Origin of the sequence: Dialister micraerophilus, from assembly GCF_947090205.1 — a bacterium.
Classification (GTDB): domain Bacteria; phylum Bacillota; class Negativicutes; order Veillonellales; family Dialisteraceae; genus Dialister; species Dialister micraerophilus.
Window position 1 is genome coordinate 38212 of the sequence record NZ_CAMUNF010000004.1, and the last position, 12262, is coordinate 50473.

A 12262-nucleotide genomic window follows, 5' to 3' on the forward strand; every position below is an offset into this window, starting at 1 on the left:
ACGAAACATCGTAAAATCACCAAAAAATTATAAATTTTATTTTCCACGCAAATTTATTTCAAAATAAAAAACCGACCTTTCAAATATCGAAAAGTCGGAAAAGATAAAAAGAGAATTATCCGATAATATCGTGAATTTTCTGCTTTAATTCGGCAATCGGATGATAACCTGTAATGGATCCTACGGGCTTACCGTCCTTGAACATAATCATATTCGGAATACTCATAATTTCATACTTTGAAGCAAGTTCGGAAACTTCGTCAACATTCACTTTGTAAAAAGAAACCTGACCTTCAAACAACTCTGACGCACCTTCGATTACCGGTCCCATCATCTTACAAGGTCTGCACCATACCGCCCAGAAATCTACAAGTGCAAAACCGGATTTTCCCAAAACATCTTTTTCAAATTGTTCAGCTGTCTTTATTTCAGTTACCATTTTATACCTCCGAAAAATATTTAAATATATCTATATTTATCAATTTACTTCAATATACCACTAATTTTTATGTTTGTAAAGTTTTTATTTCAACCGGATTAAAACATTACCATTTCATAATTTTCATTGCCGAAGTGCCGCTTTCATTACCGAAAACAAGCCCGAAACAGAATACACCGAGGCATATTTTACATTTTTATTACCTTTCACGTTATCGAGCGAAAAACCACAACGGCTGAGGCGTATTTCATTTGATTTATTTGAAATTCATTTCCCTCTTTAAAACATCGTACATCGGATATTTATATTTATTTTCACCTTTTACCTATCAAAAAAACACTTCTCTCTGTGTTATAATAAATCTGATTGTATATGAAAGGATAAAATATGGGTAAAATCATCAGTATAATCAACCAAAAAGGCGGAGTAGGCAAAACTACCACTGCGGTAAATTTAGCCGCATTTTTATCAAATGCCGGAAAAAAAGTTTTACTTGTCGATTCCGACTCACAAGGAAATGCGACCAGCGGCCTTTTAATTGAAAAAAAGAAAATAAAATACGACCTTTATGACGTAATCACGAATGACTGTCAAATTGAAGATTCAATTTTAAAACACGATTTAAAAAATCTTCGTCTTTTACCGTCATCAATAAACCTTGCCGGTGCCGAAATCGAAATGGCACTCATGGAAGAGCGTGAATTTATATTCAAGAAAAAACTCGATAAAATAAAAAACGACTACGACTTCATACTGATTGACTGCCCACCTTCACTCGGGCTTATCACTCTCAATGCACTTGTAGCATCGGATCAGGTTATTATACCGATACAGGCGGAATTTTACGCATTGGAAGGCCTTTCTCATCTCGTGAAAACAATTGAGACCGTAAAACGTAAATTAAACACCCGACTTATAATTATGGGAATTTTGATTACAATGTTTGACGGCCGTACAAACCTTTCCATGCAAGTTGCCGAAGAGGTAAAAGAATACTTCGGAAACAAAGTATTCAAAACAATAATTCCTCGAACGATAAAACTTTCCGAAGCACCGGGATTCGGAGAATCCATACTTACATATGCCGAAAAATCAAAAGGTGCGGAAGCATATCGCAAACTTGCAAAGGAGGTCCTGAAACGTGTCTAAAGAAAAAAGATTGGGAAGAGGCTTGAAAGCGCTTTTGGGCGAGGACATAGACAAAAACATACAGGAAATACCCGTAAATCAAATAGATGCAAACCCCAACCAACCCAGAAAAGCATTCAACGAAGAAACTCTCAAAAAACTTGAGCAGTCGATAAAGAAGTACGGTGTCGTTCAACCTGTAATCGTTCGTAAAAAAGACAACGGAAACTATGAACTTATTGCCGGAGAACGCAGACTTCGTGCGGCAAAAAATGCACAGCTTGAAAAAATTCCCGTTGTAATAAAAGAATACAACAATCGTGAAAGTGCCGAAATCGCACTCATAGAAAACTTGCAAAGAGAAGATTTAAATCCTATCGAAGAAGGAAAAGCATACGAAAGTATAATAAAAAAATACGACCTCACTCAAGAAGAAATGTCACAAATAGCAGGTAAGAGCAGATCATACATAACAAACACGTTAAGACTCCTGACATTTCCGGATGCTATACAAAAACTTCTCCAAAGCAAAAAACTCACAACGGGACAGGCAAGACCTCTCTTGGCACTCAAAACCGTTGCCGAACAACTCAAACTTGCAAAAAAAATAGTCGAAGAAGGACTTTCCGCAAGACAAGTTGAAAAAATACTCAGTGAAAAAACAACACCGAAGCCGAAAAAAGAAGTACAAATATCGACATATCTTCGTGCGATGGAAGAAGAAATAATCACATCATTGGGAACTCCTGTAAAAATAAAAACCGGCAGAGGAAAAAACAGTAAAAAAGGAACAATTACCATTTCCTTCAAGAACGAAGACGAATTTACAAGAATTACAAAACTTTTGAAAAAAGACGGTAGATAAAATGGAATTTACAAATCAACACATATTATTGGGAATAGGCGCACTAGTAGTACTTATATTACTTTTCATACTTTTTCAAGTATTGAAAATGCGTGCAAAAATAAACAGACTGAATAAGAAATACAGCTACTTCATGGCGGGAGAAAAAGGACAAACATTGGAATTCAAACTCTCCACCGAAGTACGTGAATTGCGTGAAATGATGCAAACATCGAAAGCGATGCTGCACCAGCAGGAGCTTTTGGCGACAATGCAACTCAACTCCGTACAAAAAATCGGCGTTTTGAAATACGACGCATTTGAAGAAACCGGTGACAAACTGAGTTTCTCGATTACATTTTTGGACGGAAGAAACAACGGTGTGGTAATCACCTCGTTATCCGGACGTGAAACCTCACGCATATACGGAAAACGCATATTGAACGGTCGTGCAAAAGAACCGCTATCGGTAGAAGAAGCACAATCGGTAGAACTTGCAATGCAAAAACTCATGCCTTCGATAGCAAAGAAACCCGAAGCGAAAAACGTAAACAGAAACATAAAGAGAAATGAATACAAAGCGAAAAAAATCGAGGAAAATAAATGATAAAAAATCTTTTTGATATAAAAAAACAAAAAGAAAAAAATTTCACAAACTACATACTGACAGTAAAAGAAGGAAAAAAAGCAAAATACATACTTATTGCAATAACAGCTTTAATTGCAATAATAATTTTGATTTCCATATACTCGATATTTTTGACTCAAAATCTCAAAAACGAAAACGAACTTTACAAAAAACAGCTTCAAATGGCAGATGAAAAACTTGAAAAACTTGAAGAAAAAAGCGAAACAATTGAAAAAATGGTCGGTGACATACAAAAAATTTCCGTAATTTCACCAAGCAACGGACAAGGCGGACCGGACACTCAAAGTACAAACGAACTGAAAACCATAAAAAAAAACAGTAAAGATCCCGGCGAACTTTTGAAAAAAATTTACACGCTGGACAAAAAACTGAACGACCAAATAAAAGAACTTGCAAAACAAAAAACAAACGTCCTTATAAAAAAAGGAATATTCGCACAAAATGCAAACAACGACACACCCGACATCTGGCCGACAAAAGGAACCATCTCAAGCCCGTTCGGACTTAGAACAGATCCCATAAGCGGACAAATGAAAATACACGAAGGTGTCGACATCGCCGCAGAATACGGTTCACCTGTATATGCAACTGCAAGCGGAATGGTAACTCAAGCATCCTATGTGGAAGGATACGGTAATCTTGTAGAAATACAACATGCCGGAAATATAGTAACAAGGTACGGACACAACTCCATAATCTTGGTAAATGTCGGACAAAAAGTAGAAAAAGGAAATATAATCGCACTTATCGGAAGCACCGGATACAGCACCGGCCCCCACTGTCATTACGAAGTACGAATAGGAGGAACTGCGGTAAATCCGATTCCGTTTATGCAAACACAAATATAAGAGTCGAAAGACTCTTTTTTTGTAAAACAATGAAAACGAGGAGCGACAATGAAAGAAAAAACACTCACCGAAAAACTTCTTGAAAAGAGCGACAAAACATACAAAAACTTTCTAAAAAAAATTATTCCTAAAATAAACGAAAATGCAATCATCGGAGTACGAATGAATGAAATACGAAAAATCGAAAAAAACTCCGCAGAAACGGAACTTTCAGAATTTAAAAAAATCAAACACAAATATCTTGAAGAAAAATTACTCCATGCAATAAATATTTCAAAAACAAAAAACATCATTCAAACAACGAATGAAATAGAAATATTTCTACCGCAAATCGACAACTGGTATGTATGCGACACTTTAAGGCCGAAAAATTTCAAAAAAAATTACGACAAAATAAAACCGTACATAGAAAAATGGCTCGAAAGCGATCACGAATACACAGTACGCTTTGCAATAGAAATGCTGATGACAAACTGCATTGAAAACAATTATGAAAAAGAAATATTTGAAAAAGCGCTATACAAAAAAAGCGATAAATACTACATACAAATGATGCAAGCCTGGTGCATTGCCGAACTGCTTGCAAAAAATGAAAACGAAGGACTTTCCATACTTACAAACAAAAAACTCTCCGAACCCGTATTTAAAAAAGCAATACAAAAAACAAGAGAAAGCAGAAAAATAAATCCGAAACTTAAAGATTATTTGAAAACCTTGAAAAGTTTCACGTGAAACAAAATTGTACCTTTATTAAACATAAATTATAATGTAAAAAAGAGGTGAATACTTTGGAAATCAAATCACATTCAGCGGAAATGCTCTTAAAAACGGTTATAGAAAATGCAATTTCAAAAAATGCAAGCGACATACATATAGAACCGCAGAAAAATCAAGTGCGCATACGTTTTCGTATAAACGGTATATTGGAAGATATTTGCTTTTTACCGAATACCGTTTTATCCTCCTTTGTAATAAGAATGAAAGTCATAAGTCATATGGATGTAGGAGAAAAACGTTTGCCTCAAGACGGAAACGCCACGATTGAAATTGACGACAACCGGTACGATCTTCGCTTTTCACTTCTTCCGTCACTTTACGGAGAATGCGTGACAATTCGTATTTTGCCGGAAAAACTTTCCTTTATAGACAACTTCGACTTGGGTATGACGGAAAAACAAAAGGAAATATTCGAGCATTGTCTTTTAAAACGCAAAGGACTTATACTCACAAGCGGCTCGACCGGCTCGGGAAAAACTTCCACACTTTACTCCGCACTCAAATTTTTAAACAAAAACAAATTGCACATACTTTCCATCGAAGATCCCATCGAATACAAAATAGAAGGAATAACGCAAGTAGAAGTAAATGAAAAATCCGGACTTACATTTGAAAAAGGACTGCGTGCATTCGTCCGCCACGATCCCGATGTAATAATGATTGGAGAAATACGTGATGCGGAAACCGCAAAGATAGCGGTACAATCGGCACTCACCGGACACTTGGTACTGTCAAGCGTACATACCGATGAAGCCGGAAAAGTTCCTTTCAGACTTATAGACATTGGTATAGATGCAAAAATTTTGTCGGAAGCACTCACACTTGTAATCTCACAAAAACTGCTCGGAACTCTTTCCGACAAAGACAGAAAAGAATATAAAATAACAAAAGAAATTATAGAAAAATATAAATTGCCGCCCGACATGGAAAATACTCAAGTCTACTTGAACAACGGAAAAATAAAAAATCGTATAGGCGCATTTGAAATGCTGTATGTAAACAACGAAGCAAGAAATGCAATAAGAAATAAAGACAACTCCGAAACATTTAAAAATTTGATAAAAAAACAAGGTACACCGACATTGAAAGAGGCGATATTGTTTCACGTGAAACAAGGAACGGTATCTTTTGACGAATTATTATAAGGATAAAAAATGAAACAACTTTTTGATTTAATAAACAAATTGACATCAAAATATCCGAAACTTACGGACATACACATTACCGAAAATGAAAATATCATCGTGCGTGAACTCGGAAATCTTCACAAAACAACTGAAAAAGCGATAGATATTTCTTTCATAAATGAAGTAATTGACGAAAAGAAGAAAAATATTTTCAAAACAAAAAATTCTGTCGATTTTTCATTATCCTCAAACTCCGTACGTTTACGTTTGCACGTTTATAAATCCTCCGATAAAACCTGTATTGCGATAAGAGTTTTACCCGAACTGAAAAATATTGAGCAAAACGATGATTTATCGGAAGAAATTGCACAGATACAAAGCGGACTTGTAATAATCTCCGGTCCTGCCGGCAGCGGAAAAAGCACTTTTCTTGCGCAAATTTTAAATAAAATAAATACAAAATATACAAAACATTGCATCACAATCGAAGACCCTGTCGAGTATAAATTCACATCGGAAAAATCACTTATTCACCAACGTGAAATCGGAAGTGACGTGGAAAATTTCCACCAAGGAGTTTTGGACTCGCTGCGTGAAGATATGAATGTACTCGTGATTGGAGAAATGCGTGATGAAAACACGATGCGTGCGGCACTTCTTGCAGCCGAAACGGGTCATCTTGTACTTACGACATTACACAACAAAACCGCCGATGAAGCAATCGGACGCATCGTGCATGCCTGCAGGGACGAAAAGGAAATACGCCAAATTCTGGCATCACAATTGCGTTTTGTCATTTCACAAAAATTATATTTCCACAATAAAAAAATCTTCACGCTGCGTGAAATATTGAAATGTACAAAACCGGTTGCAAGGCTTATACGTGACGGAAAAGATCAGCAAATAAAAAGCTACATCGAGCTGGGTAACGACAAAATGATTACAATGAAACAAAGTGCCCTGCAAATTGCACGCAAAACAAAAATGAACTTTCGTGAAACTGAAGATTTATTGAAATTTGTGAGTTTGTAAATGAAAACTTTTTTATACAAATGCTACGATGAAAACAGAATAAAAAGCTCCGGCACAATCATTGCGAAAAGCAAAAAAGATGCGGCAAAAATTCTTGAAAACAAGTACTTGAAAGTTATAAGTTTAAAAGAAAAACGCACTTTTATAAAACTCGAAAAAAGAGTTTTCAAAAATTATAAAACTTTGTACATTTTCGCATCGGAATGGGCATCACTTATAGAAAGCGGACTTTCCGTCATCGAAACATTAGATATTTTGGAGATGAACCGGAAAGAAAAAGAAATCAAAGTCATCAGAAAAATAAAAAACTCGATAACAAGCGGCTTTTCAATAAGTGAAAGTCTTGAGAAAACATCGGAATTTCCGTCTTTTTTCATATCAATGGTGAAAATAGGCGAAGCTACCGGAACACTTCCCCTTCAACTTGAAACCGCAGCCGATTACTACAAAAAAGAACATAAAATGCGAAAAAAATTAACGGAACTTTTTGCATATCCCGTTACGGTTCTTATATTTTCACTTATTGTTCTCTATGTAATTATGACTTTGGTAATACCGGTATTTTACGAGCTTTATCAAAGTATGAATTTCAAACTTCCGGCATCGACAGAATTTATTTTTGAAACAAGTTTCTTTCTGAAAGATTTCGGAATTTACATTTTACTTTTTATTTTGTTACTTGTCATGGCAATCGGATTATTTATAAAAATCGAAAAAGGAAAAAATCTGAAAAACGATTTTCTGTACAAATTTCCGATTACAAAAAACATTTTCGTTTCACGCTTCTGTATGTATTTATCAATACTTTCGGAAAGCGGATACACGATTTACGACTCGCTTGAAAATATACAAAATTCCATGAAAAACGATAAATCGAAAAGTATTGTAAAACGTATTCTCTCGGAAATAAAAAAAGGTGCAACTCTTCCGAAAGCATTGGAAAAAGTTTCCGTTTTCGACAAAACATCGCTGCATTTGATTTTTACAGGTTGTGAAAGCGGACGACTTCCGTACTTTTTGAAGCTTGTCACCGAAAGAAAAGAGGAAGAGTTTTCAAAAAGAATGCTTTTCTATAAAACGATATTACAACCGTCAATACTTGTCTTTTGCGGCATACTCACCGCATTCATACTTTTATCGGTATGGCTGCCGATGATAAATATTTTCAACGGATTGTAAAACAAAAGGACCTCCCGACAAAGGAAGTCCTTTTTTGGTGCGCCCAAAGGGAGTCGAACCCCTGACACACGGTTTAGGAAACCGCTGCTCTATCCATCTGAGCTATGGACGCATACTTGTATAAGTATATCACGAATATTTTTAAAAAAAAGAGGATATTAAATTTATAACTTTTTTTATACCCTTTTCCCCAACCTCTTTTTTCTCGACTTTTCTGTTTTTCTTCAAAATTTTTTTATCTTCTGCTTTTTTTATTTCCGGCGGTACAAATACCGGTATATGGAGTTTTTCTTTCTTTTTTGCTTTAAAAGGAAAATCATGCACAGATAAACCGCTTGCAGTTTTTCCGCTCTTATCGAATTTATACCCCTTGTCGGAAGGATCCGGAACATTTCTTTCCGTAATATACTTTCTCGGAGAAAAATCCGTACCTCTCAAACACTCCGTCAAAATAAATGCCGAAGTATGAACGGAAAAATAAGAAAACGGAAGTCTCGGCGCCATACGTGCAATTGTAGAAAGAAATTTCGGTTTCATATCGAAAAGAGAAATTTTCAACTTTAAGCGCAATTCGTCAATCAAAAGTATAATCGCCTTCGGTGTACGGAACAATTTTTCATAATTTTCCAAACGATTTTTATCCCGCATACCCGAAATATCCAAAAAGAATACCAAAAGCAAGTATGAAACGGCATTTTCATTATCTTTTGAACGCAAGTAAAAATTCGCCGTTGTATAGTACAAATTTCTAAGTTTCGACCATTCCCCCGCCATTATATAAACGGAAGCTTTTTCATTCATCGCACGTTCAAGTACTTTTCTTGAATTATAAGGTTCTCCCTTGTGTGACAGATAACTCTGCCAATGACGTATTTCACTTTCGGAAAGTCCGTAATTTTCACGTGCATTTAAAATATACGCCATATTATGGCTTATTTCGTCACGTCCTTTTTTTGTAACCGTATATACTTTCGGAACTGCATGATAATACGCTTTTTCCGGAATTTTTTGTATAATAAGACGAATAAGATCGGCTTTTGAACCTTCCGACTTTACACCATGACGGGAAAGAAAATCCGACAACGCTTTTTCCGGAAGCATGTGCAAAGTTTCCTTAGGCGTGCTGTACCTTATCCAACCGTTATCAAGAAGAGAAAGCAAGCGTTCATGAGTATTTTTGCCGTAGATTTTTTCTTTGTAGACGGAAATTTCGGTATGTAAAGGTTTATTGTCAAAATAATCCAACAGTAAAATATCCTTAACAGATAAACTCATACAACGCCTCCTTTTATACATTCACTCTTCAGTATATACAAGAAAAAGCAATTTGAAAAGAGAGAAAGGATGTTACCATGCAAAAAAGAACGGAAAAAATAAGAAAAATGATGAAAAACGAACAAATCGACTTCATTATCGTAAGCGAAGAAGCTTCAATAAAATATTTAACGGATGAAACTATAGATGCCGGAGAAAGATTTACGGTTTTCGTTATAAGTCGAAACGATTCTTTTTGGATAAGAAACAAACTTTTCCCTTTGAAAAAACACACTTTCAAAGATATCTCATACCTTGACGGAAGCGACTATATAAAACTTTTATCCGACAAAATACCTGAAAATTCCAAAATCGGTATAGATAAATTTCTGTACTCGAAATTTTTACTTGAACTCCTTTCAAGAAGAAAAGATTTGACATTTGTAAACGGTTCGGAAATTGTAGACGAAGTACGCTCGATAAAAGATGAAAACGAAATCATGAAAATGAGAAAATCTTCACACATAAACGACCTTGCAATAAAAGAGCTTGTAAAACATCTGAAAGTCGGCATGACGGAAAAAGAAGCGGCATACAAACTTTCTGAAATATACAAAAAACTCGGTGCGGACGGGTTTTCATTCCCTCCGATTGTCGCATTCGGTGAAAGTTCGGCAAATCCCCACCACGAGGTAACGGATAAAAAACTTACAGAAAACACAATAGTGCTGATCGATATAGGCTGTATGAAAGACGGATACGCATCGGATATGACACGCACATACTTTTTCGGCACTCCGACCGATGAAATGAAAAAAGTTCACAACATTGTAAAAGAAGCAAACGAAAAAGCGACAAAAGCGATAAAAGAAGGAGTAAAACTTTCCGATATAGATAAAATTGCAAGAACTCACATTTCAAATTCCGGTTACGGAAAAAACTTCACACACAGACTCGGACATTTCATAGGACTTACAACTCATGAAACCGGAGAAGTAAGTCCCACGAGCGAAATAATCGCAAAAGAGGGCATGATATTCTCAATCGAACCGGGAATTTATATTCCTGAAAAATTCGGAGTTCGCATAGAAAATTTGGTTGCGGTAACAAAAAACGGATGTGAAATATTGAACAAAGTATCTCACAATCCTTATATTTCCCTATAAAAATTATTTTTTAGAAAAATAAAAAATAATTAAAATTTTTTTACAAAACCTATTGAATTTTGACTTTTTATAATTTATAATGATTCCACTACAATTTTAGATAAGTGGATGACGTATATGGAAAAAGACGTAAGTCTGCCGAAGGAGTAACACTATCAGGCGTTCTATGAACACGAAACTATATACCGACACGTCTCTGGAGAGTCTCATACAATGAGCGCCGAAGGGGCAAGGGAAGAAATTCCTCAATCTCTCAGGCAAAAGGACAGGGCCGGCACACGGTAACACCGTGAAAGTAGCCTTCCCCTGCCCTGCCGGTTCTGTCATTAGAGAACGGCAGGGTTTTCAGATAGGGGTGGAGTATGGTACTTAACATCTTAAATCAAATCAACGGAATTGTATGGGGCCCATGGCTTTTAATTCTCCTTGTGGGAACCGGAATTTTGATGACGGTTCGTTTGAAAGGACTCCAATTTCATCACTTGAAAAGTGCTTTAAAACTTATTTTTTCCGCAAGAAATAAAGGCAGCGGAGATATAGACTCATTCAAAGCGCTTTGTACGGCACTTGCCGCAACGGTAGGCACAGGAAATATCGTCGGTGTCGCTACCGCAATAAAACTCGGCGGTCCCGGTGCATTATTCTGGATGTGGATTGCCGCACTCTTCGGTATGGCGACAAAATACACCGAAGGTGTGCTTGCAGTAAAATATCGTGAAGTCGATGCAAAAGGCCAAATTTCCGGAGGTCCTATGTACTATATAGAAAAGGGACTCGGCAAAAAATGGAAACCTTTGGCAGTCATGTTTGCCATATTCGGTACACTTACGGCAATGCTGGGAAACGGTACATTTACACAAGTAAATGCGATAACTTCATCATTGCTTCTTACATTCAATGTGCCGATATGGCTCGGAAGTACTTTGCTTACAATACTTGTAGCGATAATAATATTGGGCGGACTTAAAACAATATCGAAAGCTGCAGAAAAAATAGTACCTTTCATGTCGGTAACGTACTTTATAATCACGATAGCAATACTCGGTATATATCATGAAAATCTTCCGTTTGCTATTATGCAGGTATTTGAAGGAGCGACAAGCGGAACTGCGGCAATGGGCGGATTTGCCGGAGCAGGTATGATGCTTGCAATGCGAAGCGGTATCGCAAGAGGACTTTTCTCAAATGAATCCGGCTTGGGTTCGGCACCAATTGTAGCGGCAGCCGCAAAAACAAAATGGCCCGCCGAACAAGGTCTTGTATCCATGACCGGTACATTCATCGACACCATAATCATATGTACACTCACCGGACTTACGGTAATCGTGTCCGGACAATGGACCGGCGATGTAAACGGAGCGGCACTCACACAAGCCGCATTCTCCGGTGCAATAGGATACTTCGGACCGTTATTCCTCACAATTGCACTTACACTCTTTGCATTCACCACAATACTCGGATGGTGCTACTACGGCGAACGCTGTCTTGTATACCTCTTCGGAACAAAGAGCATAATGCCCTACAGAGTAGTTTTCATTTTAATTATCGCATCCGGCACAATGCTCAAACTTGAAGAAATATGGACACTTGCCGACATAGTAAACGGACTTATGGCAATACCGAACCTCGTAGCCATTATCGGACTGTCGGGAATAGTGGTAGAAGAAACGAACAAATACTTCAAATTCCTTGAAAAAAGAAACAATCGAATAAAATCATACAAGGAAAAGAAAGCAAGCGAATTTAAAAACATAAATACAACACCGACAATTTAATATAAATAACAAGTACACTTTATAAGGCGTGTTTTACACTTACC

12 protein-coding genes, 1 tRNA gene and 1 riboswitch are annotated in these 12262 nt (G+C 36.6%); of the genes, 10 read left to right on the plus strand and 3 right to left on the minus strand.

Annotated features, from left to right (window positions below; all coding sequences use genetic code 11):
- Positions 1–115 precede the first annotated feature (115 nt).
- Positions 116–439 carry a thioredoxin gene (gene trxA / locus P6922_RS03440; protein ID WP_007554767.1) on the minus strand — a complete coding sequence of 108 codons (324 nt, stop codon included), beginning with the start codon at positions 437–439 and terminating at the stop codon, positions 116–118.
- 387 nt (positions 440–826) lie between these two features.
- Between trxA and P6922_RS03445 the strand changes: the two genes are divergently transcribed.
- The 8 genes from P6922_RS03445 to P6922_RS03480 are packed head-to-tail and all read left to right on the plus strand — an operon-like array spanning position 827 to position 8023.
- Entirely contained in the window at positions 827–1588 is a 762-nt protein-coding gene (locus P6922_RS03445) for a ParA family protein (RefSeq protein WP_007554920.1), read from the plus strand.
- Positions 1581–2432, plus strand: a complete 852-nt coding sequence (locus P6922_RS03450; protein ID WP_276874315.1) for a ParB/RepB/Spo0J family partition protein — start codon at positions 1581–1583, stop codon at positions 2430–2432. The genes P6922_RS03445 and P6922_RS03450 overlap by 8 nt, the downstream gene beginning before the upstream one ends.
- Before the next feature lies 1 nt (position 2433).
- A complete protein-coding gene (locus tag P6922_RS03455) occupies positions 2434–3018 on the plus strand; it encodes a DUF4446 family protein (RefSeq protein ID WP_007554934.1) in 585 nt (194 codons plus the stop codon).
- Positions 3015–3908: a M23 family metallopeptidase gene (locus P6922_RS03460; RefSeq protein ID WP_276874318.1), complete on the plus strand. Its 894-nt coding sequence runs from the start codon at positions 3015–3017 to the stop codon at positions 3906–3908. The genes P6922_RS03455 and P6922_RS03460 overlap by 4 nt, the downstream gene beginning before the upstream one ends.
- Positions 3909–3956: 48 nt before the next feature.
- A complete protein-coding gene (locus tag P6922_RS03465) occupies positions 3957–4640 on the plus strand; it encodes a DNA alkylation repair protein (protein WP_276874320.1) in 684 nt (227 codons plus the stop codon).
- 47 nt (positions 4641–4687) lie between these two features.
- Positions 4688–5830: a GspE/PulE family protein gene (locus P6922_RS03470; RefSeq protein ID WP_276874323.1), complete on the plus strand. Its 1143-nt coding sequence runs from the start codon at positions 4688–4690 to the stop codon at positions 5828–5830.
- 9 nt (positions 5831–5839) lie between these two features.
- Positions 5840–6844 carry a type IV pilus twitching motility protein PilT gene (locus P6922_RS03475; protein WP_276874325.1) on the plus strand — a complete coding sequence of 335 codons (1005 nt, stop codon included), beginning with the start codon at positions 5840–5842 and terminating at the stop codon, positions 6842–6844.
- On the plus strand, positions 6845–8023 hold the full coding sequence (locus P6922_RS03480; protein ID WP_276874327.1) for a type II secretion system F family protein: 1179 nt from the start codon (positions 6845–6847) through the stop codon (positions 8021–8023).
- Between the two features lie 35 nt (positions 8024–8058).
- On the opposite strand, the gene P6922_RS03485 is transcribed toward P6922_RS03480, so the two are convergent.
- A tRNA-Arg gene (locus tag P6922_RS03485) sits at positions 8059–8135 on the minus strand.
- A gap of 29 nt (positions 8136–8164) precedes the next feature.
- The gene (locus P6922_RS03490) at positions 8165–9298 is read right to left on the minus strand and encodes a hypothetical protein (protein WP_276874329.1); all 1134 of its coding nucleotides are present in this window, start codon (positions 9296–9298) and stop codon (positions 8165–8167) included.
- 77 nt (positions 9299–9375) lie between these two features.
- On the opposite strand from P6922_RS03490, the gene P6922_RS03495 reads away from it, so the two are divergent.
- Both P6922_RS03495 and P6922_RS03500 read left to right on the plus strand, forming a co-directional pair.
- Positions 9376–10443 carry a M24 family metallopeptidase gene (locus P6922_RS03495; protein WP_276874332.1) on the plus strand — a complete coding sequence of 356 codons (1068 nt, stop codon included), beginning with the start codon at positions 9376–9378 and terminating at the stop codon, positions 10441–10443.
- Positions 10444–10629: 186 nt separating this feature from the next.
- A riboswitch (glycine riboswitch) is annotated at positions 10630–10722 on the plus strand.
- A gap of 83 nt (positions 10723–10805) precedes the next feature.
- Complete coding sequence (locus P6922_RS03500) at positions 10806–12218, plus strand: alanine/glycine:cation symporter family protein (RefSeq protein WP_276874335.1); 1413 nt, start codon at positions 10806–10808, stop codon at positions 12216–12218.
- The last annotated feature ends 44 nt before the right edge of the window (positions 12219–12262 follow it).

Excerpts from the sequence above, each read along its gene's own strand:
- P6922_RS03490 (WP_276874329.1), bottom strand. The coding sequence starts at position 9,298 with ATGAGTTTATCTGTTAAGGATATTTTACTGTTGGATTATTTTGACAAT.
- P6922_RS03445 (WP_007554920.1), top strand. The coding sequence starts at position 827 with ATGGGTAAAATCATCAGTATAATCAACCAAAAAGGCGGAGTAGGCAAA.
- P6922_RS03455 (WP_007554934.1), top strand. The coding sequence starts at position 2,434 with ATGGAATTTACAAATCAACACATATTATTGGGAATAGGCGCACTAGTA.
- P6922_RS03475 (WP_276874325.1), top strand. The coding sequence starts at position 5,840 with ATGAAACAACTTTTTGATTTAATAAACAAATTGACATCAAAATATCCG.
- P6922_RS03460 (WP_276874318.1), top strand. The coding sequence starts at position 3,015 with ATGATAAAAAATCTTTTTGATATAAAAAAACAAAAAGAAAAAAATTTC.
- P6922_RS03480 (WP_276874327.1), top strand. The coding sequence starts at position 6,845 with ATGAAAACTTTTTTATACAAATGCTACGATGAAAACAGAATAAAAAGC.
- P6922_RS03495 (WP_276874332.1), top strand. The coding sequence starts at position 9,376 with ATGCAAAAAAGAACGGAAAAAATAAGAAAAATGATGAAAAACGAACAA.
- P6922_RS03465 (WP_276874320.1), top strand. The coding sequence starts at position 3,957 with ATGAAAGAAAAAACACTCACCGAAAAACTTCTTGAAAAGAGCGACAAA.
- P6922_RS03500 (WP_276874335.1), top strand. The coding sequence starts at position 10,806 with ATGGTACTTAACATCTTAAATCAAATCAACGGAATTGTATGGGGCCCA.
- trxA (WP_007554767.1), bottom strand. The coding sequence starts at position 439 with ATGGTAACTGAAATAAAGACAGCTGAACAATTTGAAAAAGATGTTTTG.